Origin of the sequence: Halobacillus salinarum (assembly GCF_022919095.1) — a bacterium.
GTDB lineage: Bacteria > Bacillota > Bacilli > Bacillales > Halobacillaceae > Halobacillus_B > Halobacillus_B salinarum.
Map to the genome: position 1 here is coordinate 2793485 of NZ_CP095073.1, position 22931 is coordinate 2816415.

The following is a 22931-nucleotide window of genomic DNA, read 5'->3' on the forward strand; positions in this document are numbered from 1 at the left end:
CATCTGGTTCAGTTAAGCTGCGCCATCATTATTTTTTTCTTCAGTGGAAATGTCAGAAACTTTAAACATATTGCCGTTTCCCTGGCTTTTATCCTGTCCAGGGAGAATGAGGTTTAACACTACTCCTACAATGGCTGCAAGGGCCATCCCTGCCACTTCCACATCACCTACTTTAATCATTGCTCCGCCTACGCCGATCACAAGAATGACCGATGAGATAATTAAATTCCGCTTTTCTCCTAAGTCGACTTGGTTGTCAATCAGCATCCGGAGTCCACTTGAAGCAATAATTCCAAAGAGAAGAATGGAAACGCCGCCCATTACTGCAGATGGAATGGAACTGATGAGGGCCGTGATCATACCGATGAAGCCAAAGAATATCGCAATCACCGCGGCACCGGCTATCACAAACACGCTGTAAACACGGGTAATAGCAAGAACGCCAATGTTTTCTCCATAGGTGGTATTCGGAGGTCCGCCCAGCATAGAAGCGATCATCGTCGCGACTCCGTCACCTAGGATGGAAAAGTTCAAGCCTGGTTCTTTTAAGAAGTTCTTTCCGACAACTTTTGATAGAACCATCTGGTCCCCTGTATGTTCCGTAATGGTCACTAAAGCAAATGGCAGCATGTATAGAGCTATTTTCCAGCTGAACACTTCAAAGGGGGAAAAATCGACGAAAGGAATTACAAACTCAGGCATTTGAAATAAATTCCCAAAAAATCCAATGAAAGACCCGGAGGAAGCTAGAGTCGTCCATTCTGCCTGAATGCCGCTCGTATCGACAACCCCCTGCGTAAGTGCGAAAATGTAGCCGCCGACAATTCCAAATAAAATCGGAACTAATGAGAAGAAGCCTCTAAAGAAAATGGATGCAACAATGGTTATTCCCAGCGTCACTAAGGCTACAATTAAATGGGTGAGGCTGTACACATTCTCTTCCTGATTAGGAAGATACATCGCCATCTCCACCGCTGTCGATGCAAGTCCCAGACCGATAACAATGATGACTGGCCCCACCACTACCGGCGGTAGAAGCTTCATCAGCCAATTTAATCCGAACATAGAAATCAACAGGGCGATTAAACCATAGAACAGGCCCGCAAAAAAACTGCCCATCATCGCACCGGCAACGCCGCTCGATTCGCTCACAACGGAAATTGGATAAATAAAAGCGAAACTAGAACCGAGATATGCTGGTATTTTGCCCCGGGTGATCATGAGGTAAGCAAGTGTCCCTGCTCCACTGGAGACAAGAGCCACCGCAGGAGATAGCCCAGTTAAAAATGGAACGAGTATCGTAGCGCCAAACATAGCAAATAAGTGCTGCAAACTTAAGACGAGCCATTTATGTTTTTCGGGGATGTCACGAATACCTAATACCGCTTGATGTGTTTTCATTCAATCTTCCTCCTTTTTGCATTAAAAAACCTCTTTGCTCACAAGTACGCAAAGAGGCAGACGCAGCTGCTGCGTCATCGTTGTACGACCTTGTAAGCCTCTCTGGACTTTCTTTAAAGGTATTCCTGTTTATTTTTCATAAATCATGACTTGGTCTTCGTGATCCGTTTCGGCTAAGGTGACCGTAACCACTTCATTTAAGGAAGTCGGGACATTTTTCCCGACATAATCAGCCCGGATCGGAAGTTCCCGATGACCGCGGTCTACAAGCACCGCCAGCTGGATTTGGGCCGGTCTGCCAAGATCCATCAATGCATCCATTGCGGCACGCACCGTTCTTCCGGTATATAAGACATCATCGACAAGAATCACTTTCTTTCCGTTTATATCCGCCTTCACGTTGGTTTCTTTCAGCTCTGGTTCTGGTTGTTCATGTTTTGGCGAAAGGTCATCCCTGTATAATGTAATATCCAGTTCTCCCCCTGGAAGAGGCTTATCTTCGATTTCGTTGATTTTACGTTTTATCCGTTCAGCTATAGGAACTCCACGAGTTTTGATTCCCACTAAGACGAGATCTTCCACGCCTTTATTCTTTTCAATAATTTCATGTGAAACTCTTGTGAGCGCTCTTCTAATGGCTGCCTCATCTAATACGGTAGCTTTTGGTTTCATCGGCCCACCCTTTCTTTGCAATAAAAAACCCTTTTTCCGCATGAAGGCAGAAAAAGGGTGTATCAACGTTACTTACTCCGTTCCCTTTTCAGCCTCACGGGACTGACTATTAAAGGTCTATTCACTTTATTCTTCTATTGATTATTGCAGAAGATCTTTCGAATGTCAACGGCGATTCTGTAAATATTCGAGCATTTCTTTGAAATCCTGCGGTGCTTCGACTTCAAACTTTTTCCACTCACCTGTTCTGGGATGAGAAAATCCTATTGATTTAGCATGTAAAGCCTGTCCGTTAAGTCCCCATGTCTTTCTAGGGCCGTATTTAGGATCACCTGCTAAAGGATGGTTAATGTAGCGCATGTGTACCCTGATTTGATGCGTCCTTCCCGTTTCCAAGGTGCATTCAACATAAGTAAAGTCTTTAAAGTGTTCGAGCACCTGAAAATGGGTGACCGCTTCACGCCCGTCTTCTACAACAGCCATACGCTGACGCTCTTTTGGATCACGGCCGATCGGGGCATCAATCGTTCCATACTCATGAGAAATGTCCCCATGGACGATCGCCACATATTTTCGTTCTACCGTTTTATTAGAAAGCTGCTGCACTAATGATTGATGAGCAAGATCATTTTTGGCCACCATTAATAATCCGCTTGTATCTTTATCGATACGGTGGACGATGCCCGGTCGTTCTACGCCGTTAATTCCAGAAAGATCTCGACAATGATAAAGAAGAGCATTGACGAGCGTACCGCTTTCGTGGCCGGCAGAAGGATGAACGACCATCCCTGAAGGCTTGTTCACAACGATGACATCTTCATCTTCATGAATGATCTCCAACGGAATATTTTCAGCCGTCAGCTCTAAAGGCTCCACTTCCGGTATCGTCCAGCTGATTTGATCTCCGCGCTGGACTTTATAATTGCTTTTTACAGCTGTCCCGTTGACCTCAACACGGTCGTTCTTCAGCCAGGATTGAATTTGTGAACGGGACGCATCAGAAATGATGTCCGTTAACAGTTTATCAATCCTCTTCGATTGGTCATTCTCTAAAACCTCGTAGTGTTGACTCACTATTTACTACTTCCTTTCTTCTTCCTGCTTTCATCTACTAAAGTAGCAATCATAACGAGGATAACTCCTACTACAAGTGACGAATCCGCAACATTAAAAATGGGGTAGTCATATTTGAATATGTAGACGTCTACAAAATCAACCACTTCCTTGCGAAATAAGCGGTCGATAAAGTTCCCGATGGCGCCGGCCAAAATAAGCGATAGAGCAAACCCTGCCCACCGGCTCTTTTTACCATACTGCTGCAAATAGTAAATGATGACTATGATTACGATGGTTGTAATTAAATAAAAAAACCACATTTGTCCTTCTAATATTCCCCAGGCAGCCCCAGTATTCCGGTGTGAAGTTAAGTATAGAAAATTTTCAATAACTGGAATGCTTTCACGGTACTCCATGAAATGAACAATCATCCATTTCGTAAGCTGATCCAGTATAATAATTCCGATAGCTATAAGATAATACCAGTACATAAGCCGCCTCCAAAATTTATTTTTCCTTTGCTATTGTACCACAATTCAAGAGAAGCGGAAAAAGCATGGTCTTTACCCTTCTGCTTGTATATTTTTACTGTTCATTAAGAAAAGACCTCCTTCCTTAAAAGGAAGAAAGGTCTTAAATAAATCGCTTAATGAATCTTTCATATATCTAGCCCGGCTCTATGGAGTATCTATGCTTAGAAGAAAGTTATTGTTAAAAGACCTATTAAAACGTATGTAACTACGAATTGTGATTAGCGTATTCTTTTTCTTTATTTTCTTCTTTTTCCACATCCGTTTTCTCGTCGATTTCCACATCAAACAAATGATCCCAATCATCATTTTCAATCATTTCCATTTGAGCTTCAACCAGCATGCGCAAACGGGTTTTAAATACTTTAGCCTGTTTTTTCATTTCTTCCACTTCAATCGCAATTCTCCGCGATTTCTGCAAGGCTTCGTTAATGATACGGTCAGCGTTCTTCTCGGCTTCCTTAAGGATTAACTTAGATTCTTTATTTGCACTGTTTTTAACATCTTCAGCTGTTTCCTGAGCAACTAAAATCGATTTATTCAGAGTGGTTTCAATGTTGTTGAAATGACCGAGGCGTTCATTAAGCTTCTCAACTTCCCGTTCCAATTCTTTTTTTTGGCGAATGACAATTTCATAATCCTTAATCACCTGGTCAAGAAATTCATTGACCTCATCCTCGTCATAGCCTCTAAAGCCTCGAGTAAATTCTTTGTTATGAATATCTAATGGTGTTAAAGGCACACCGACCACCTCCAAAATAAATTATCGACACAAACTTGTCTTGCCTATATAAATTCGACACCTGTAAACGAAGTCCTGCTTTAAAAGAATGAATTACATTAATTTAGCTGTTGTCACTTTTATTTTATCTTTTTTTGTTTTTCCATGAATATCTTTAATTTTGCTTCTTCCTTTGCCCCTGACACTGATTAAATCCCCTGTTTCCAAGAGGAAGGAAGGGGACTCCACCGTGCGGAAATTTACTTTCACCAGGCCGCCTTCTATATGCATACTTGCTTTCTTTCTCGACATGCCGTAGATCTCTTTAACGAGGATATCCAGTCTTAAAGAAGACAGCGTCGTATCATTTTCTGCCCATTGTTCTCCATTTTCCATAAATTCCTGCAAAGGCTTTTCTGTAAATGTGACACTGGCTTTCTTTATGCCATTTAAGTTCATTCGAAGATAATCACTAATCTCTTCAGCTGCAATGATTTGGGCTTTTCCATCTCTCACATTCATATCCCCTATTTTGTCCCGCCGAATACCGAGTGACATAAAGGCTCCCAGCACATCTCGATGCTCAATGGTTATAAACTTATCAGGGTAGTCCGCTTCAAGGAGAACCACCTGGAATTCCTCGTTTCCAAGAGTTTCATATTCCGGGGCAATAATCGCCCGTTTTCTTTCTGTTTGTCCGTATCCACCGAATAAACCAGTGACGAGTTCACCTTGTGAGGTGATTGTGTTAAAAATATATTGTTCTCTTGGATTTAGAAAATCGGTTAATTTTCTTTGAAATCTCATCTCCACATCACTCTGCCATGCAAGAACCTGATCTATAAACGGTTTTTCTTCTTCCCTGAAGTGTTGGTAGATCTCCATACTTTTCACGTCCTTCGCAAAAAAAGAACAGATAGGGAAACCATCGCCCATCTGTTCCTTTAAAATTATAGTCCCAGTAATATATAGTACAACTCATTGAGGCCATACGAGGCAAAACGCAGAACGAGGATAGCAACGATTGGGGAAATGTCAATCATCCCAAGCGGAGGAATTATTCTGCGAAATGGTTCCAGGAATGGTTCTGCCAACCGGCCAAGAATCTCACCGAAACTTGACTGGCGTGCACCAGGAAACCAGGACATTAAAATATATATAATTAGAATCCAACTGTATATTGTCAGTGCCGTTGTTAAAATTTGAAACACAAAGCCCATTATTTACCACCTTCTATGAATATCATCTTCTTCTCTGCTTAAAATTTCTGAAATAGAACCTGAAATTTCTACGTTGTCAGGAGTACATAGAAAAGTCTGGGAACCCAGCTTTTGTATGTCTCCTCCTATAGCATATACAGTTCCACTCAAAAAATCTACGATTCTTTTTGCCTGATGATGGTCCACACGCTGAAGATTAATAACGACTGCCCGGCGATTTACAAGCTGATCGGCAATATCCTGCGCTTCATTGTAACTGCTCGGTTCACTGAGGACCATCTTAGAGGATTGCTGGGCACTTTTCAAGCTCACTACATTCTGTGCTTCAGATCTCTTTTTCCCCCTCTGGACAGGCTCGTCTTCCTCTTCCTCCATGACTTCTTCATCTACATATTCGTATTCGTCATCTAAAGTAAAGAATGAACGGAATTTATTTTTCATACTCATTGCTCATCACCTCGGATTAATTTATTCTCCTACCAGACTCGAGCCTATTCGGATATGAGTGGCTCCTTCTTCTACCGCCAGCTGAAAATCATTACTCATTCCCATGGACAGCCATTCACACGGTGCGTGTGAATAGTTCTTATTACGGATCGTGTCTCTGAGTGCTCTCAGCTTTCTAAACACGCCTCTCAGCTGTTCTTCATCCTCAATATGCGGTGCCATTGTCATTAAACCGACAGCCTGTACATTTTTATAGTTCTGTAAAGAATCGATGAATGGAATAACTTCTTCAGGAGCCAGTCCATGCTTGGACTCCTCCCCGCTCACATTCACCTGGATAAAACAAGGGATCGGATGATCCGCGCGTTTATTAATCTCTTTTGCCAAGGATTTTCGGTCAAGGGAATGGATCATACTTATTTTATCAATCACATCTTTTACTTTTCTTGACTGCAGGGAACCAATAAAATGCCAATCAGCCTGGCTGCCGATTACCTCATACTTTTCCAGCAGCCCTTCTTTCCGGTTTTCTCCAAGATTAGTGATACCGGCGTGCAGAGCTTCTTCAGCTCTTTGTGACGACACATATTTTGTAACGGCAATGATGGTAATCTCTTCTGGATTACGCCCGCTGTTTTCACAAGCAGTATTTATTTGTTGGTTGATATGAGCAAGATTCGTTTCTACAGATGCCATTTCATTACTCCTTCCCTCAACTTAACCAGCCAATGTATCCAAGCATTCGTCCGGATTGGCCGCCATCTCTGCGATGAGAGAAAAAGAGCTCTTCCTCCTCATATGTACAGTAGCTAGTCATGGAAATGTTTTTGTCCAATAGACCAGCTTGTAAAGCGATTTGTTTATTTAACATCTTCAAATCAAGCAGGTACTTTCCTTTCGTCGTTGGCGAAGCCACATCATGCTTATGCTCTTCATTCACTTGGCTGATAACTCTCTCGTCAACTTCATAATGCTTTTTGCTGATACAAGGACCAATAATCATTTGAATATCTTCTGGATCAGCGCCATGGCTTTTTAAAGCCTCAATCATTTGGAAAGCCATATGATTTACGGTTCCTTTCCAGCCTGCATGAGAAATTCCCAGCCAGCCGGATTTTTCATCCAGGAAATATAAAGGAACACAATCCGCATAGAATGCAGTAAGCAATACCTCGGATTTGTTTGTAATCAGCCCATCTACACCTTGAATCGCTGTAGAATGGTCTAGTGTACCCTTTCCCAGATCGCAACCATCGACAGTGTGAATCACTGTTTGGTGAACTTGTTCTCCTACCACCCACTTGTTAAGATCGATGTTTAAATCGATAGCAAGCTGTTTACGATTTTGCAGTACGTGGTCTTCATTATCATTTACATGCAGCCCCATGTTTAAAGAATCAAAGGGAGGACTGCTGAATCCGCCTTGTCTCGTTGTGATACCGGCAGTTAATTTCGGTTTAGTAACAAAACACGATAATTGTCTGGAAGACTCGTGCTTGAAGGGCTCGGTCATTCTACCACCTCAATTTCCCTTCATTTTATCACATTATTCATTGTATTTCCTGTTTTTATTCATTTGAATCTGACTTTTTGGCTGCTGTTAGTGCATTATAGGTGGATTTCTTTACTAAAATGACGTCCGCACCAATATTAACAATTTGATCCCAGGGGATGACAAGCTCTTCTTCCTTTCCAAATAAACCCATCGCTTTGCCTTTTAGAGTAACCACGAGTCCTTTCAGCCTGCCTCTATTCGTGTCGATATCCAAATCACTGATATATCCAAGCCGCTCTCCTGTTTCCATAGCTATGACATCTTTTACCTGTAAGTCTGAAATTTTCATCGTACATTCCTCCTTTTTAAACTATATGCAGAAGATCTCCTTCACTTTCCCCAAAAGCGAGTTGTGCCATTTTCAAATAAAAAAAGCTGCCAAAGTTGGACTTCAGCAGCTCGTACCATGTTTTATTGAAACATGGAGCTATTCATTTCTTTAATAGCGGCCTTTTCAAGTCTTGAGACTTGAGCTTGGGAAATACCAATCTCTTCGGCCACTTCCATTTGTGTCTTGCCTTGAAAAAAACGCTTCGTAAGAATCATTTTTTCTCGTTCATTCAGTCTTTTCATACCTTCTCTTAAGGAAAGCTCATCCAGCCAGACGGAATCTTTTTCACGGTCGTCCTTCAATTGGTCGACCACAAATATTGGATCTCCTCCATCGTTGTAGATAGGTTCAAATAATGAAACCGGGTCCTGAATGGCGTCCATTGCGAACACTACGTCTTCGTGGGGAATTCCTAATTTCTCAGCAATTTCATGGGGAGCCGGATCTTTAGAAGTTTCACTGATTAATTTCTCCCTCATTTGCAGAGCTTTGTATGCGGTGTCCCTCAACGATCTAGAGACTCGAATCGGGTTATTGTCTCTTAAATATCTTCGAATTTCTCCAATGATCATCGGAACCGCATAGGTAGAGAACTTCACATTGTGGCTTAAGTCAAAGTTGTCGATCGATTTCATTAAACCGATGCAGCCAACCTGGAATAAATCATCGCCATATTCCCCCCGATTGTTAAACCGTTGGATGACGGATAATACAAGGCGGAGGTTTCCGTTGATTAGTACTTCTCTAGCCTCGGTCTCGCCGCTTTGTAACCGTTCAAACAGGGCCCGCATTTCTTTGTTTTTAAGTACAGGTAGCTTTGAAGTATCTACCCCGCAAATTTCCACTTTATGTCGTGTCAAAAGTAAGACCCTCCCAAGAAGCTGTAATCAGTTCTCAGTATCTCCCTGGGAGGAAAATTTATGCATTCCTGTTCACTGGAATATTAGACCATTTTGTCAAATTCACGCTGAAGCCGTTTGATGATCTTCTTTTCCAGCCTTGATATGTAAGACTGGGAGATGCCCATCATATCAGCCACATCCTTTTGGGTTTTTTCTTTTTTTCCAATTAACCCAAACCGAAGCTCCATAATTTGTTTTTCTCGATCGTTTAACTGTTCCAGAGCAGACTTTAACAGTTTTTTATCAATCTTCTTTTCAATTCCTTTCGTAATAATATCATCTTCAGTTCCTAAGATATCCGACAGCAGCAGCTCATTGCCATCCCAGTCAACATTAAGTGGTTCATCAAAAGAAACTTCTGTTTTGAGCTTGTTGCTTTTTCTTAAATGCATCAATATTTCATTTTCAATGCATCGCGAGGCATAGGTGGCAAGTTTAATCTTTTTCTCAGGATCAAACGTATTGACTGCCTTAATCAAACCAATCGTTCCAATACTAATTAAATCCTCAATGTTCACTCCAGTGTTCTCAAATTTGCGTGCAATATAAACGACCAGCCGCAAATTTCGTTCAATCAGCATCGCTCTCGCTGCTTTATCCCCTTTAGGAAGACGTTCAAGCAATTCTTTTTCTTCCTCCCGGGACAAAGGAGGGGGAAGTGCTTCGCTTCCTCCAATGTAATAAATTTCGTCCTGCTTTATGCCAAGCTTTATTAACACCCTGTATATCCAGAGTCTTACCTTAAACAGCCATTTCATCATAAACATCTTCTCCTTTCAATAGTTAAGCCGTTTTTCCACGTACCATCAGGTGAGGGTGAATGAGTAAATGATAAGATCCATCTCGTGAAAGGTCATGATGTTGTATGCCAAGCAGAGGCTGCTTGATTTCTAAGCTCCCTCCGGGGGTTTTTACTGCCAGCCGGTCGATGAGTAATGTAACTAATAGCTTGCCTTCTGTTCCTGCAGCCTGGTAGGGCACCAGTCTTAGCGACGATTGCAGATCTTCACTGAGCTGATCCATATGAGTCATGACTTCATCTACCTTCAGCATTTCTAGCTCATCGTTTGTAAGAAACTGATTGAATACGGCTTGATCCGCTAAAAAAACGATTTTTCTACTCATGGGATCTACAAGCTGGTTGCCACTGTCGACCATACCTCTGCATGTGTACGTTCGATCCCTCCAAGTGATCTCCACATCATAAAGATCTTCCAATTTCATTCGGTGAAGGTTTGCTTGCTCCATTCTCCACTTAGTAAACCACCAGGCAAAAGGGAAGCCTGCAAGGACAAACAGCCAGCTTACAGGATCGCCATAACCTCCGTTGTGGGTAATAAATGTACTTCCATCAAAGCTTGCTTCTGAAGATAAAAAATAATGGATGCCAAGCATACACCCACCAATGGAAAAAGTTACGAAATAAAAGCTTGCTAACTGTTTCAGCCAAGTTCTAACCGACACAAAGGAAAAAGCGACTAAAATGATGAAACAGGAAAACAATGCTTTGCCCGGACTTGAAACCAGCCAAGAGTGAGGCATATAAACGGTAACTGGAACGATCATGGAGGCAAAGACAGCACCGAAAAAAATCCGTTTCACGGAAGTTTTCGTTCTAGTTAATCCTTGAGTCAAGTATAGAATCATCCCATCCATCAGCACATTAAGCAGCCAAACAGCATCAAGATAAATCATCCCCTCTCCTTTCCGCTTCATCTTTAAGCACTGTGGAACTTACTGTTGAGCTCTCTTTAGAGCAAAGAAGGTGTCGCAAATACCGTTCTGCTTGAACGATTAATAGCTGTGCTTTCATCTTTTAACCAACAGCACCAACTCAGTGCCCCTTCTATTAAAAAAATTATAAGCCTGTCCTGCTGAAAAGTCTGTCTAATTATGAGCAGGGGAAAAGCTAGTTTTGTAGCAAAGTGTCTAAAGAAAACCTAACGATTCTGTTCTAAGAGAAAAATGAGAGGAACCCCGATTGACACCTGGACAAAGTAAGAAACATGCCAACAGAACAAAAAAAGCCTGCAGAAAACCCAGTGGGTTATTCTGCAGGCTCCCCGCTCCTTTAGAAGGAATGGTAAGCAATATATTTATCTGCGACGATTTCTATTTCTTAAGAAAGTCGGAATATCCAGCGTATCTTCCTCTTGGTTAGAAGATGGTTTGGACTGTGACTGAGGAGCTTCACGACGAGGCTGCTCTTCGCGTTGAGGACGCTCCATTACATTCGGTTTTGACTGCGGCTGGCCGACCGATGGACGCTTTTTCTGTCCTTCTGCTAATTGCGTTTCATCGAATCCAGTAGCGATAACGGTGACAACAATTTCATCCTTCAAGTTTTCATTGATGACCGACCCGAAAATAACATTCACTTCCTGGTCAGCAGCAGAAGTGACAATATCGGCCGCTTCCTGAACTTCGTAAAGACTAAGGTTTGTACCACCGCTGATATTCATAAGTACTCCATGGGCTCCATCGATGGAAGTTTCCAATAGTGGTGATGAAATAGCTTTTTTAGCTGCCTCTGTTGCCCTGCTTTCACCAGTTGCAATCCCAATGCCCATAAGAGCTGAGCCTTTATCAACCATGATTGTTTTCACATCGGCAAAGTCGACGTTGATTAGTCCTGGGACGGCAATAAGATCAGAGATTCCTTGTACACCTTGACGAAGTACATTATCTGCTTCACGGAACGCTTCAAGCATCGGAGTATTTTTATCAACGATTTCCAGCAGCCGGTCATTGGGAATGACAATCAAGGTGTCTACACTGCCTTTTAATCCATCAATTCCTCCAGTGGCTTGAGTAGAACGCTTTCTCCCTTCAAAAGTAAACGGCCGCGTTACTACTCCGACTGTCAAAGCACCTAATTCTTTGGCTACTTGAGCAATAACTGGAGCGGCTCCCGTACCAGTACCCCCGCCCATTCCAGCGGTAACGAATACCATATCTGCTCCTTGTAAAGCCTCTTCCAATTGCTCCTTGCTTTCCTCAGCTGCTTTACGTCCTACCTCAGGATTGGCACCAGCGCCTAATCCACGGGTAAGCTTTTCCCCAATCTGCATTTTCACTTCTGCTTTTGACAGATTAAGAGCCTGAGCATCTGTATTTACTGCAATAAATTCAACGCCTTGAACACCATGTTCAATCATACGATTGACAGCATTGCTTCCGCCACCGCCAACACCGATAACCTTTATTGTTGCTAATTGATCCATACTTGTATCAAAATCTAACATCTTCCGTTCCTCCTAAACACGAGATTCCAAGATTTATTCTTAAATCCGCTAGATTTATTCGTACTAACCTGTATCATCTTAATCAAAGAAATACTTTAATAGATTTGAGAGACCTGATTCTTTCTTCTTATCAGGCTTATCTTTCTCTTCTTTCGGTTGTTTTTGCACCCTCTTTTGCTTTACTGGTGCAGATTCTTCAAAATTGTTCGAAACTGAAGGAAAAATTGCTTTCCCTTGTATTTTCGCATTACGATAAGCGAATTGCAAGATACCAACTCCGCTTGTGAACTGAGGTTCTCTCACTCCAATATAATCTGGAATCGCCAACCTTACATTTGAATGAAAGACATCTTGTGCTAATTCAAGTACTCCCGGCATATTGGTCGCTCCGCCTGTTAAAACAAATCCACCTGGCAGTTCACGCACACCCATCCTTTGAATTTCCTGAGCAGCAAAGACAAAAATTTCTTCTAGTCTAGCTTCAATCATATCAGAGATTTGCAATTGATTGAATGCCTGTTCGCGATTACTTCCTATAATTGTTACAGAAAAATTTTCTTCTTCGTGAGCATCATCAAAAAATGCATGTCCATGCTCCACTTTTACCTGTTCTGCTTCTTCAGTGGAGGTTCTCAACCCAATGGAAAGGTCTTTCGTAATATTGTCCCCGCCAAAAGGGATCATGCTTGTACCCTTCAGGTGACCTTCCTCAAACACAGAAATGGTCGTGGATCCGCCTCCGACATCCAGTAAGGCGACGCCTAAGTTCATTTCATCATTAGACAAGGCAACAGTCCCGGCAGCGAGCGGCTGCAGGCATACATCCAACACTTCAAGACCTGCTCTTTCCACGCATTTAAGAGTGTTATGTAAAACCGTCTTCGTGCACGTAATGATCATACCTTCCATTTCCAAGCGCACGCCGATCATTCCTCTTGGATCAGTGATCTCATCCTGTCCGTCCACGATGAATTGACGCGGAATGACGTCAATAATTTCTCTTTCAGGCGGTATGGAAACGACCTGGGCCGCATCTATGACCCTCGTGATGTCCTCATTACCAATTTCTCGGGTTTCACTGGATACTGCAACCACGCCATGGCAGGCCTGAAGTTGAATATGGTTTCCGTTCACTCCTACTACGACTCGGTCTATTTTCATATCGACCATGCGTTCAGCCTGTTCTACAGCAGACTTGATGGACTGTACAGTTTGATCAATATCAACAATGGCACCCTTCTTCATTCCATTTGATTTAGAGGAGCCGACTCCAATTATATTTAACGAGTCATTCATGATTTCTCCAATGATGACTTTAATGCGACTCGTACCGATATCTAAACTTACTAATATTTCATTTTGATTCACCAATGACGCACCTCCTAATAACAAGCCATATGAATAGTAAAAAGCATATCGAATTCATCTTTAAAAAACAATCGGTGAAATAAAAACGTAAATGAAATGATATAAAAAGTAATTCATTTGGCTTACTTCCTAAATCTTAAAATCATACTATAGTTGTTTTCCACAGAGTTTCTTGAATATCCTTTTAACTACGCTTATTTTTTTCAATTTTCTTTGTTAAAAGCTTTTGGTCGATCACAATTCTTCGGATAATGGCTAAATTCTGGAATAATCTCACTCCAAAGGCAAATATTGCTGCCAGATATAAGTCGACGCCAAGCTGTACACCGAGAAATGCAAGCAAGGCTGCAAGCGCTACATTAAATATAAAACCTGTAAGAAATACAGTGTCGTTAAAAGTTTTTTCCAATTGTGCGCGAATTCCGCCGAGAAGTGTGTCAAATGCGGCTAAGACAGCAATGGATAGGTAATCGGAATAGGCTTCTGGCACACGGATATCTGTCAGTAAGCCCAAGGATAGTCCGATGACTAGAAAAACAATGGGCAGCCACATAAATTATTCACCTGTCTCCTTCTTTTTATTCTCCTGTAAGTACTCAAGCTTTAATGGATCCTCATACTTTGGAAGTACGAGTGATGGATTTGAATTTGCCTCTATTCCAAGATTTTCTATAGCAAAAAAATCCTTAGACTGGCTCGCTTCAATATAATCAAGCAGCTTTTTTGGATTTTTGGATAACACATGAATCTTTACAGGAAGAGGAGGTAAGGGCCGATTGTTCACATAAGTAAATCCATTGACATCCCTTATAGGAGACAAATTCGTTAATCGCTCATTTCCTATTGCAATCTCCTGAGCACCGAACATGTTTAACTCATTGATCAGCTTTGATAGCAGCTCTGGAGAAACAGCAGGATATGTCTGTCCTTTTTCACTTTCTTGAAAAATGGGCTTAATCGTTATTTCCACCCCGCTGCCCTCGGATTCACTTAACCCTATTTTTTCTTCCAACTCATGAATGGACTGTTTCAGAGTGTCCACTTTCTTTTTCGAAGACTCCTCTTTATAATCAGCCAGCACTTTATCAGCTTCAGAAATCTTTACTAATAATTCCTGACGTTCCTCCTGCTGGTTTAATAATTCTTCTCTTACTTCCCATTGATCCCGAGTTTCTCTTTTTTCGGGTTCTTCTGAAGTGGTTTGAAATTGGACAGCTACCATGAAACCCACCAGCAAAAAAACAAATGATACGATCCACTTTGTTCTCTTCTTCATTCCATTCATCCTTCAGCAGACAGCCTTGCTCGCATAGTAATAGTTTCCTCTATAGATAACGAAATTTGGATATTCTCTTTTTCCAGCTGGTCGATGATTCCCTGCTTCAGCTCAAGGCTTGAAGCAAGCACTTCCTGGTCGCCAATAGCCGTAATTACAAAAGGAGCGGGATGCTGTACGCCGTCTAGAGTGATGACCGGACCTGTACAAGCAATGTAACTGTCTGCAAATACACGTTGGCCGTTAATAGCTATCGCTTTCGCTCCAGCAGTTAACAGTTCGTTGATGACTTTGTGGATATGGCCTTCATGCACGATGTAATTATTTACATTATCACGTTCAGGCACGTAATCGGCATCACTTAATACTACTTTTACTCCTTTTCCTTCCACAGGCAGCTCTCCAGCAAGCAGCTGAAGCTTCTTTTTACGCTGAACAAAGTCAGCTACAACTTGCTCTGATTTAGCCAGATTATCCTCAATTTGCTGGACCTTCGCCCTTTTCTTGCTTAATTCTTCACGCAGGTTCTTATTACGCTCTTCCACTTCTATCAGCTGTTTTTTATAGAAATACCGTTTTTCCCATTGGGAATCGTTCAGCTGAACCATTTCCGGACGGCTCTTAGTCTGCTGGTAGCTGTATGCAATGAGAAACCCGGATGCAAGCAAAACAAGGGAAAGAATTAACGATTTACCCTTGTCCATGCTCGTCATTCTCCTCTTTCTTTTCTTTACTCGGATACTTTTCAAAGTAAGTTCCTACATCAATGTGTATGATCCCTTTATCCTTAGGGGAAAGCTGGGCAACTATTGATGGATACGCAGGCATTTTACTCGAGAAGTTCCGAATGGATGCAACTACTTCATATCCATCACTCATATAGAGACGAATCCTGTATGGATTATCATCATCAGGATCCCAATGCACTTCTGAAATCAGGCTGGTTATACTTTCAGGTAACTTTTTTAACTCCTGAGAGATCTCTTTCAAATACATCTCGTCCGTAAACCCGCTCAGTACCGGGGCGTCACCAGTAGGTACTTTTGAAGTTGCCGATAACCGGCTTCCATCCTCAAGTATAGGCTGAAACTTTCCGTCTTTTTGAATATAGCCAATCCGCTCTGCTTCATCCACATTTATCATTACTGTCCCTGGAAAGCGCCGCGAAACCTGTACATTTGTAATCTGCACGTGTTTTTTTACTCTTTTCTCCACTTCCGAAGGATCAATTTTCCAATAGTTATTTTTATTCGTAATCTTTGATAACTTTTTTATTTCTTCAGCACTTACATGCTGCTGGCCTTTTACGACCACTTTATTTACATTACTCAATGGGGACTGCAAATAGATTACCGTAGCGATAAGCAAAAACAGGATAGAAAGATATAAAATTAATCTCCGATTGGCTTTCTTCCTTCGCGATTGCTTCAGTTTCGGTATGCGGTCTTCTATGGAAACAACTTTTCTTTCTTCCATATCGGGCATATCTCCTTATCACCGTAACACCCTGATGATGTATTCAACGTTGCTGTAACTGACAAACCGATTTCCGTTTCTCAGATAACTCTAATTATATCACAATTTTGACCTTAATAGATTGGTAGTGTTGACTTAGATTTACATCACTTTTATTAAGGGAAGTCCCCTTTAAACTAGCCATCATTCTCTATACCGTCTAGTTTATCACTTCCCGCTTTCATTGTGTGTCCCGTGACAAAGAAATACAAAAAAAACTGTGCAGCTTCAACATCCGCACAGTTCTTAAGCTTTATTTAGATGAATATCGACTTACACTCAGAAGGAGACCTAGAGAGGCAAGAGTCAAAGTTAGTGATGAGCCCCCATAGCTGACTAGCGGAAGTGTGATTCCGGTAACAGGAATCAGCCCTGTAACTACACTCACATTGATCATTACCTGAATAGAAATCATACCAACAATACCAAGCGATAAAAGAGTGCCAAATAAATCAGGAGCATAGAGACTTGTGCGAATCCCTCTCCACAAGAGTAAGAAAAACAATCCTAACAGCCCTATACCGCCTAAGAAACCTAGTTCTTCCGCAAGCACAGCAAATATAAAATCGGTCTGCGGCTCTGGAAGATAGAAAAATTTCTGCATGCTGTTTCCAAGCCCCATGCCGAGGAGACCACCCGGGCCGATGGCATAAAGAGACTGGATAATTTGAAAACCACTTCCAAGCGGATCCTCCCAAGGATGCAAGAATGCGGTAATCCTTTTAATTCGGTAAGGGGCTGATGCAATTAAACCAACCATGCCGGCTGCCCCTGCTCCAGCGATGAGCATAAAGTGACCGATTCGAGCTCCTGCTGCAAACATCATGACTAGACAGGTTCCCACCATAACTACGCCTGTCCCTAAATCAGGCTGAAGCATAATTAAGGCAAAAGGAATGGCAATAATAGTGAGGCCAGGCAGAAAGCCTTCCTGAAAAGACGCCATCTTTTTCTGTCGTTCTGACAAAAAACGCGCTAGAAAAATGATCAGTCCCAGTTTCATAAATTCCGAAGGCTGAATACTGAACATTCCTACTCCAATCCAGCTCCTGGCCCCACCTCTAACCATCCCGACTCCTGGGATTAATACCCCGATTAGAAAAATAAGACAGATTATCAATATCCATTTCGCATGTCGGTACCAAGTATAGTAAGGGATCCTTGATAAAGTGATCATAGCCATAATACCTGCTGCAGCAAACAACATCTGCCTTTTTGCAAAATACCAGGCATCATTGAATTTATATTCGGACCATATATTTGATGAACTATACACCATAACGATCCCTATAACAAGAATCCCTATAATGGCCGCAGTAAGCCATAAATCCGGTTTTTTCTGAGGTTTGTCCATAAAAAAAGCCCCACTCCCATCTTAATGGAAATCAGGGCAAACAGCTTGTCGCAATAAGCCCTTACTTCAGCTTATGCACAGCTTCGATAAACATGTTTCCTCTTTCTTCAAAAGTGCGGTACTGATCCCAGCTCGCACAGGCTGGCGACAGTAAAATGACCTCATCTGGTAATGACAGCTCAAATGCTTTTTCCACTGCTTCATCCATCGATGAAACCTTAACGATATCGTTAACTCCCGCTTCTTTGCCAGCTGCTTCTAATAAATTCGCTGTTTCGCCAAATAATACCATTGTTTTGACATGAGTAAGAAACGGGATGAGTGTATCAAAACTATTCCCTCTATCAAGTCCACCGGCGAGCAGAATGACAGGTTTTTGAAAGGAGCGCAGGGCATAGGATGTGGCTAGAATATTGGTCGCCTTGGAATCATTGTAAATATACCTGCCCTGTTTTTTTTCTATAAATTGAAGACGGTGCTCGACCCCTGAAAAGGTGGTCAGCACTTCAAAAATGGCTTCATTAGTTACCCCGTTTAACTTAACAGCTGCTACTGCTGCAATGATATTAGCAAGATTGTGTTCTCCAACTAATACGATGTCCTCTCTTTTAATAATAGGCTCATCCTTGAAATATACCCATTTCTCATCGACCCAGGCCCCTTCTGTCCTTTCTGTAATCGAGCAAGGGACAAGCTCTGCCTTTACTTCTGGAAGAAATTTACGGATCTCTTTGTCATCAGTGTTATAGACGAGGAAATCTTCTTCGGTTTGAAACTTCGCAATCTTCGCTTTAGCCTGATGGTAGTTTTCAAGCGTACCGTGATAATCTAAATGAGCTTCATATAAATTGAGCCAAACTGAAATATCCGGTTTAAAGGTTTGGGTTCCCAGAAGCTGAAATGAGGAAAGTTCAATGACCATAGTTTCGTCGTGTCCCGTTGTTCTTGCCACTTCGCAAGCTACTTTCCCAATATTCCCGGCTACAGCTACCGGTTTCCGATCAGCTTTAATCATCTTATGGATTAGTGTCGTTGTCGTCGTTTTCCCATTTGAACCTGTGACGGCCACAAGAGGTCCTTCGTGAATTCTGCCGGCAAGCTCCACTTCTGTAATCACTGGTATGTCACGATTCCCAGCTTCTTCTACAAGCGGGTTATTGTAAGGAATTCCAGGGTTTTTCACCATTAAATCGACGTCATCCAAGACTTCGAGTGGGTGAGATCCTGTAATAACCTCCGCACCTTTAGATAGTAATGCCTGAACTTCAGCATCTGTTTTATTGGCTTTTAAATCATTAATGCGAACTTGAATACCGCTGTCTAAAAGCAGGTGTGCTGCTGCTGTTCCGCTTTTTGCCATACCAAGCACCAAAACATGCTGGTATGGAAAATGTCTTAATGTATTCAACTGAACATCACCTCAATATACACTCCTATTACTGCAAAAATCAGCCCCAGTGTCCAGAAAGTCGTCACTACACGCCACTCAGACCAGCCTTTAAGCTCATAATGGTGATGCAAAGGGCTCATCTTGAAGACACGTTTTCCGGTTGTTTTAAAAGAAGCCACCTGAATCATAACAGATAATGTTTCAAGCACGAAAACCCCGCCTATGAGCACAAGCAGCAGCTCAAGTTTAGTCAGGATTGCTATAATGGCAATCGCCCCGCCTAAAGCGAGAGAACCGGTGTCTCCCATAAAGACTTTAGCAGGGTGCGCGTTAAAAACTAAGAATCCAAGCAGCGCCCCTACTACGGCCAAGGCAAAAATAGAGGTTTCAATATTTTGATCTCCATACCACGCTAAAATACCGAAAGCACCAAAAGCGATAGCTGCAGTGCCTGCAAGCAGACCATCCAAGCCATCCGTAAGGTTAACGGCGTTCGAACCTCCTACTAACATAAACAAAATAAGAAACGCATACCCCCAGCCTAATTCCAATTGAAATGAAGTGCCTGGAATTTCAATAAAGGTCGGGAAACCCGTTTGGTTTAAAATAAAATAAATGACGAGAGCAATCACGATCTGACCTAACATTTTCTGCTTAGAGGTCAAACCTAAGTTCCTCTTTAAAGCTACTTTAATGTAATCATCAAGAAACCCTAATAAACCGTACCCCAATAACACAAACAGCACAAGGAACAAATGAACATCTGCTGCTTCTTTATTGATCCATACCGAAGAAATCAGTGTTGCCGCCGTAACAGAGAGAATAATCATAACTCCTCCCATAGTAGGGGTCCCTGATTTCTTTTGATGGGATTGCGGTCCTTCTTCTCTAATACTCTGTCCAAACTTTAACCGTCTTAAGAAAGGGATAAGGATCGGCGATATCACGACAGTAAGAATGAATGATAGTGCCATCGTTACTAACAATATGTAGTCGTTCATTGCTGTTTTCCTCCTTTTACATGATCGTCATCGCCTGTTTTTTCAGTCTGTGAGATCGAGCAATAATTCTTCCAGCTTCATTTTTCGAGATGCCTTCAATAATACAATCGTTTCCGGCGAAAGTTTTTTCAGCAGCTGTTCGGCTAACTCTTCTTTATGATTAAAGTGTCTCGCTTCCATCGACGGGTGAGCTTTTTTTGCGGCTAAAGAAATTTCTTCTGCTTCATTCCCAATCGTGTACACCGCATCAATCTCTTCAGGCAGCTCGCTGCCTACCTGCCCGTGAAGGTTCCGGGATTCGCTTCCTAATTCAAGCATGTCTCCAAGGACAAGCACTTTATACTCTTTAGACTTCCACTGGCTGACCACTTCTATAACCGCCTTCATAGAGGTCGGAGATGCATTATATGCATCATTAATGATTAATGAATGGTTAATCCCCTCGTGTTTCTCAAAACGCATTCCAGACATTTTCAGCTGTTTCAGCCCGCTCTGAATGTTTTCTTTAGAGATAGAAAGCTGTTCACCAAGCGCAATGATGTAACTCGCATTCTTTACGTTATGACGTCCAGCCATTGGCAATTCATATTTTTCACTATTTACGTAAAAAGTCGTCTGCTGGTCCTCTCTCCGTTCAATGCGCGCAAGGTAATTTACAGGTTCCATAAATCCGCAGCTTACTGTACGCGGGTCGGATTTAATGTGCGAGAGCAAAGGCTCATCTCCGTCGATAATTATTTTCCCATCAGCCGTGAGCCCTTCCATAATTTCAAGTTTAGCTTCCGCAATGCCTTCTTTCGAGCCGAGATTTTCTAAGTGAGATTCCCCAATGTTTGTGATGATCCCATAATGAGGTTTAGCAAGATTAGATAATAACGAAATCTCGCCTTTATGATTCATACCCATTTCTAAAACCAAAGCTTCCGTTTCATAAGGCATGGATAAAATAGTTAAAGGCAAGCCGATATGATTGTTGAAATTCCCGCTGGTTTTATGTGTTCTATACGCAGTAGCAAGTACAGAGGCTGCAATGTCTTTCGTCGTCGTCTTTCCATTTGACCCGGTGACTCCAACCACTATGGGAGTAACCTTGTTTAAATAAAAGGCAGCCAGCTTCTGTAATGCTTCAGTTGTGTCCTGCACAAAAAAAACAGGAAAATCGGTAGGAACGTACGATGGAAGTGGTTTATCCTCCTGCCATAAGGCTGCTACAGCTCCATGCTGAATCGCTTTTTTCATAAAATCATGAGCATCAAATGATTCACCTATAATAGGAATAAACAAGCTTTGTCTCGTTTCTTCCCGCGTATCGGTCATGATTTCCTTCAAAGGAATTCTGTCGTTAGCGACCCCTTTAAAGTTTGGAAAAATCTTGGTTAATTCCGCTGCCTCAAGTTTCATGACTGACTCTCCTTAACCTGCTTTAATAGTTCCCTTGCGACTTCACGATCATCGAAATCATGTCTGATTCCATCAATCTCCTGGTAGGTCTCATGACCTTTACCAGCAATTAATACGACATCCCCTTTTTCTGCGCTTGCTAAAGCAGAACGAATAGCTTCTCTACGGTCCTCTATGACCTTGTAGCCACCCTCCAGATGATTGGTCATATCACGAAGGATCTCGTTTGGATCTTCTGATCTTGGATTATCAGACGTAAAGATTACATCAGTGCCATATTTCATCGCTACATCTGCCATCAATGGCCGTTTTGTACGATCACGGTCTCCCCCGCAGCCGACCACAACATGAATATCTCCGCGGCAGAATTCCTTCACTGTCGATAATACATTTTCAAGAGAATCCGGGGTATGCGCATAATCAATGACCACTCCAAAATTCTGCCCTTCAAGCACGGGTTCGAATCTTCCTCTGATCCCTTCGGAGTGCTCAAATGAATGCCGGATGGTTGTAAGCGGGACACCGGAAGCAAGTGCTGCCGAAGCCGATGCAAGCATGTTGTACACGCTGAACAGCCCCATGAGAGGACTATTGATTTCAATCGTTTCAGCAGGTGTTTTTAAGCTGAACGAAACACCTTTTTCGTGTAAATGGATATTTTCTGCTTTCACATCGGCACTTCCTTTTATTCCATAGGTCAAAACAGGTTGTGCTGTTGACCGGATCAATTTCCCTGCGACCGGTGAATCCAGATTGATTACAGCCATTTTACTCCGCTCCATATGATAACTGTTTCCCAGCTGTGCAAACAGTAGAGACTTCGCTCGAAGATAATCATCCATATTATCGTGGTAATCCAAATGATCCTGGCTTAAATTTGTAAAAATAGCAATATCAAAATCACACCCGTACACTCTTCCTTGATTCAGGGCATGAGAGGAAACTTCCATGATGGCGGTCTGCACTCCAGCCTCTTTCATCCGGGCAAAGGTTTGCTGCAGGGAGAGAGAATCCGGTGTTGTGTTTTTGGCAGGGTAAGAAGCTCCTGCAATCCTCATTTGAATGGTTCCGATTACTCCAGTTGTTACCTTGTGAGCGCGAAAGATTTCATCCAGCAAATAGGTAATGGACGTTTTTCCATTCGTCCCTGTTACCCCAATGAGCTGCATAGACTCGGTCGGAGCTTCATAAAACGCTGCAGCAAGCATAGCTAGCACCTTTGTCGTATCATTGACGATGATGACAGGCACTTCAGTATCCAGTTCCTCTTCAGCAACAAGGACAACAGCACCTTTGGAAACAGCATCCTTGGCAAAAACATGGCCGTCCACTTCGTGGCCGCGAATGCAAACAAATAGGTCTCCAGGCTGTACTGACCTGGAGTCCATAGAAAGTCCTTTAACATTTATATGTTCAATAGCTTTCGTAATTTTATAAAAAGGTACTTGAGTTAATAATTGAGCGATTTTCATTTCTATCATCCTTCTAATCAACATTCCCATCTATTATAGCAAAAGTTGCAAGTCACTGGGGAAATGAAACAATA

At 42.2% G+C, this 22931-nt stretch carries 25 protein-coding genes; all 25 read right to left on the reverse strand.

Going from position 1 to position 22931, the window contains the following annotated elements; translation table 11 throughout:
* Positions 1 to 12 precede the first annotated feature (12 nt).
* The gene (locus MUN89_RS14340; RefSeq protein WP_244708475.1) at positions 13 to 1401 is read right to left on the reverse strand and encodes a solute carrier family 23 protein; all 1389 of its coding nucleotides are present in this window, start codon (positions 1399 to 1401) and stop codon (positions 13 to 15) included.
* A gap of 129 nt (positions 1402 to 1530) precedes the next feature.
* Positions 1531 to 2073, reverse strand: a complete 543-nt coding sequence (gene pyrR, locus MUN89_RS14345) for a bifunctional pyr operon transcriptional regulator/uracil phosphoribosyltransferase PyrR (protein WP_244708476.1) — start codon at positions 2071 to 2073, stop codon at positions 1531 to 1533.
* A gap of 165 nt (positions 2074 to 2238) precedes the next feature.
* The gene (locus tag MUN89_RS14350) at positions 2239 to 3147 is read right to left on the reverse strand and encodes an RluA family pseudouridine synthase (RefSeq protein ID WP_244708477.1); all 909 of its coding nucleotides are present in this window, start codon (positions 3145 to 3147) and stop codon (positions 2239 to 2241) included.
* Positions 3147 to 3620 (reverse strand): signal peptidase II, encoded by a 474-nt coding sequence (gene lspA, locus MUN89_RS14355; RefSeq protein ID WP_244708478.1) that lies wholly within the window; start codon positions 3618 to 3620, stop codon positions 3147 to 3149. Before lspA ends, MUN89_RS14350 begins: the two co-directional genes overlap by 1 nt.
* Positions 3621 to 3867: 247 nt before the next feature.
* The gene (locus tag MUN89_RS14360; RefSeq protein WP_244708479.1) at positions 3868 to 4401 is read right to left on the reverse strand and encodes a DivIVA domain-containing protein; all 534 of its coding nucleotides are present in this window, start codon (positions 4399 to 4401) and stop codon (positions 3868 to 3870) included.
* Between the two features lie 93 nt (positions 4402 to 4494).
* The gene (locus tag MUN89_RS14365) at positions 4495 to 5265 is read right to left on the reverse strand and encodes a YlmH family RNA-binding protein (protein ID WP_244708480.1); all 771 of its coding nucleotides are present in this window, start codon (positions 5263 to 5265) and stop codon (positions 4495 to 4497) included.
* 65 nt (positions 5266 to 5330) lie between these two features.
* Entirely contained in the window at positions 5331 to 5600 is a 270-nt protein-coding gene (locus MUN89_RS14370; protein WP_244708481.1) for a YggT family protein, read from the reverse strand.
* A 3-nt stretch (positions 5601 to 5603) separates the two neighbouring features.
* Positions 5604 to 6047, reverse strand: a complete 444-nt coding sequence (locus MUN89_RS14375) for a cell division protein SepF (RefSeq protein WP_244708482.1) — start codon at positions 6045 to 6047, stop codon at positions 5604 to 5606.
* Between the two features lie 21 nt (positions 6048 to 6068).
* The gene (locus tag MUN89_RS14380) at positions 6069 to 6743 is read right to left on the reverse strand and encodes a YggS family pyridoxal phosphate-dependent enzyme (protein WP_244708483.1); all 675 of its coding nucleotides are present in this window, start codon (positions 6741 to 6743) and stop codon (positions 6069 to 6071) included.
* A 16-nt stretch (positions 6744 to 6759) separates the two neighbouring features.
* Positions 6760 to 7560, reverse strand: a complete 801-nt coding sequence (gene pgeF / locus MUN89_RS14385) for a peptidoglycan editing factor PgeF (protein ID WP_244708484.1) — start codon at positions 7558 to 7560, stop codon at positions 6760 to 6762.
* Positions 7561 to 7615: 55 nt separating this feature from the next.
* Positions 7616 to 7891 (reverse strand): YlmC/YmxH family sporulation protein, encoded by a 276-nt coding sequence (locus tag MUN89_RS14390; protein WP_244708485.1) that lies wholly within the window; start codon positions 7889 to 7891, stop codon positions 7616 to 7618.
* Between the two features lie 122 nt (positions 7892 to 8013).
* Complete coding sequence (sigG, locus tag MUN89_RS14395) at positions 8014 to 8793, reverse strand: RNA polymerase sporulation sigma factor SigG (protein ID WP_244708486.1); 780 nt, start codon at positions 8791 to 8793, stop codon at positions 8014 to 8016.
* Positions 8794 to 8876: 83 nt separating this feature from the next.
* Positions 8877 to 9596 (reverse strand): RNA polymerase sporulation sigma factor SigE, encoded by a 720-nt coding sequence (gene sigE / locus MUN89_RS14400; RefSeq protein WP_396266023.1) that lies wholly within the window; start codon positions 9594 to 9596, stop codon positions 8877 to 8879.
* Between the two features lie 22 nt (positions 9597 to 9618).
* On the reverse strand, positions 9619 to 10551 hold the full coding sequence (spoIIGA, locus tag MUN89_RS14405) for a sigma-E processing peptidase SpoIIGA (protein ID WP_244708487.1): 933 nt from the start codon (positions 10549 to 10551) through the stop codon (positions 9619 to 9621).
* Positions 10552 to 10931: 380 nt separating this feature from the next.
* On the reverse strand, positions 10932 to 12080 hold the full coding sequence (gene ftsZ / locus MUN89_RS14410) for a cell division protein FtsZ (protein WP_244708488.1): 1149 nt from the start codon (positions 12078 to 12080) through the stop codon (positions 10932 to 10934).
* Positions 12081 to 12158: 78 nt separating this feature from the next.
* Positions 12159 to 13448, reverse strand: a complete 1290-nt coding sequence (gene ftsA, locus MUN89_RS14415) for a cell division protein FtsA (RefSeq protein ID WP_244713821.1) — start codon at positions 13446 to 13448, stop codon at positions 12159 to 12161.
* A 184-nt stretch (positions 13449 to 13632) separates the two neighbouring features.
* A complete protein-coding gene (locus MUN89_RS14420; protein ID WP_244708489.1) occupies positions 13633 to 14001 on the reverse strand; it encodes a small basic family protein in 369 nt (122 codons plus the stop codon).
* 3 nt (positions 14002 to 14004) lie between these two features.
* Positions 14005 to 14724, reverse strand: coding sequence for a DUF881 domain-containing protein (locus MUN89_RS14425; RefSeq protein ID WP_244708490.1), 720 nt, complete (start codon positions 14722 to 14724; stop codon positions 14005 to 14007).
* A 5-nt stretch (positions 14725 to 14729) separates the two neighbouring features.
* The gene (locus tag MUN89_RS14430) at positions 14730 to 15428 is read right to left on the reverse strand and encodes a DUF881 domain-containing protein (RefSeq protein ID WP_244708491.1); all 699 of its coding nucleotides are present in this window, start codon (positions 15426 to 15428) and stop codon (positions 14730 to 14732) included.
* On the reverse strand, positions 15415 to 16200 hold the full coding sequence (locus MUN89_RS14435; protein WP_244708492.1) for a cell division protein FtsQ/DivIB: 786 nt from the start codon (positions 16198 to 16200) through the stop codon (positions 15415 to 15417). The genes MUN89_RS14430 and MUN89_RS14435 overlap by 14 nt, the downstream gene beginning before the upstream one ends.
* 292 nt (positions 16201 to 16492) lie before the next feature.
* Positions 16493 to 17593, reverse strand: a complete 1101-nt coding sequence (gene spoVE / locus MUN89_RS14440) for a stage V sporulation protein E (protein ID WP_244708493.1) — start codon at positions 17591 to 17593, stop codon at positions 16493 to 16495.
* 61 nt (positions 17594 to 17654) lie between these two features.
* The gene (murD, locus tag MUN89_RS14445; RefSeq protein WP_256463991.1) at positions 17655 to 19001 is read right to left on the reverse strand and encodes a UDP-N-acetylmuramoyl-L-alanine--D-glutamate ligase; all 1347 of its coding nucleotides are present in this window, start codon (positions 18999 to 19001) and stop codon (positions 17655 to 17657) included.
* Positions 18998 to 19984, reverse strand: coding sequence for a phospho-N-acetylmuramoyl-pentapeptide-transferase (mraY, locus tag MUN89_RS14450; RefSeq protein ID WP_244708494.1), 987 nt, complete (start codon positions 19982 to 19984; stop codon positions 18998 to 19000). Before mraY ends, murD begins: the two co-directional genes overlap by 4 nt.
* Positions 19985 to 20026: 42 nt before the next feature.
* Positions 20027 to 21385, reverse strand: a complete 1359-nt coding sequence (locus MUN89_RS14455; protein WP_244708495.1) for a UDP-N-acetylmuramoyl-tripeptide--D-alanyl-D-alanine ligase — start codon at positions 21383 to 21385, stop codon at positions 20027 to 20029.
* Entirely contained in the window at positions 21382 to 22857 is a 1476-nt protein-coding gene (locus MUN89_RS14460) for a UDP-N-acetylmuramoyl-L-alanyl-D-glutamate--2,6-diaminopimelate ligase (RefSeq protein ID WP_244708496.1), read from the reverse strand. Before MUN89_RS14460 ends, MUN89_RS14455 begins: the two co-directional genes overlap by 4 nt.
* Positions 22858 to 22931 lie beyond the last annotated feature (74 nt).

Coding starts and splice junctions, on each gene's coding strand:
- MUN89_RS14340 (WP_244708475.1), bottom strand. CDS start 1,401: ATGAAAACACATCAAGCGGTATTAGGTATTCGTGACATCCCCGAAAAA.
- pyrR (WP_244708476.1), bottom strand. CDS start 2,073: ATGAAACCAAAAGCTACCGTATTAGATGAGGCAGCCATTAGAAGAGCG.
- lspA (WP_244708478.1), bottom strand. CDS start 3,620: ATGTACTGGTATTATCTTATAGCTATCGGAATTATTATACTGGATCAG.
- MUN89_RS14365 (WP_244708480.1), bottom strand. CDS start 5,265: ATGGAGATCTACCAACACTTCAGGGAAGAAGAAAAACCGTTTATAGAT.
- MUN89_RS14370 (WP_244708481.1), bottom strand. CDS start 5,600: ATGGGCTTTGTGTTTCAAATTTTAACAACGGCACTGACAATATACAGT.
- MUN89_RS14375 (WP_244708482.1), bottom strand. CDS start 6,047: ATGAGTATGAAAAATAAATTCCGTTCATTCTTTACTTTAGATGACGAA.
- MUN89_RS14380 (WP_244708483.1), bottom strand. CDS start 6,743: ATGGCATCTGTAGAAACGAATCTTGCTCATATCAACCAACAAATAAAT.
- pgeF (WP_244708484.1), bottom strand. CDS start 7,560: ATGACCGAGCCCTTCAAGCACGAGTCTTCCAGACAATTATCGTGTTTT.
- MUN89_RS14390 (WP_244708485.1), bottom strand. CDS start 7,891: ATGAAAATTTCAGACTTACAGGTAAAAGATGTCATAGCTATGGAAACA.
- sigE (WP_396266023.1), bottom strand. CDS start 9,596: ATGATGAAATGGCTGTTTAAGGTAAGACTCTGGATATACAGGGTGTTA.
- spoIIGA (WP_244708487.1), bottom strand. CDS start 10,551: ATGAAGCGGAAAGGAGAGGGGATGATTTATCTTGATGCTGTTTGGCTG.
- ftsZ (WP_244708488.1), bottom strand. CDS start 12,080: ATGTTAGATTTTGATACAAGTATGGATCAATTAGCAACAATAAAGGTT.
- MUN89_RS14420 (WP_244708489.1), bottom strand. CDS start 14,001: ATGTGGCTGCCCATTGTTTTTCTAGTCATCGGACTATCCTTGGGCTTA.
- MUN89_RS14425 (WP_244708490.1), bottom strand. CDS start 14,724: ATGAAGAAGAGAACAAAGTGGATCGTATCATTTGTTTTTTTGCTGGTG.
- MUN89_RS14430 (WP_244708491.1), bottom strand. CDS start 15,428: ATGGACAAGGGTAAATCGTTAATTCTTTCCCTTGTTTTGCTTGCATCC.
- MUN89_RS14435 (WP_244708492.1), bottom strand. CDS start 16,200: ATGGAAGAAAGAAAAGTTGTTTCCATAGAAGACCGCATACCGAAACTG.
- spoVE (WP_244708493.1), bottom strand. CDS start 17,593: ATGGACAAACCTCAGAAAAAACCGGATTTATGGCTTACTGCGGCCATT.
- mraY (WP_244708494.1), bottom strand. CDS start 19,984: ATGAACGACTACATATTGTTAGTAACGATGGCACTATCATTCATTCTT.
- MUN89_RS14455 (WP_244708495.1), bottom strand. CDS start 21,385: ATGAAACTTGAGGCAGCGGAATTAACCAAGATTTTTCCAAACTTTAAA.
- MUN89_RS14460 (WP_244708496.1), bottom strand. CDS start 22,857: ATGAAAATCGCTCAATTATTAACTCAAGTACCTTTTTATAAAATTACG.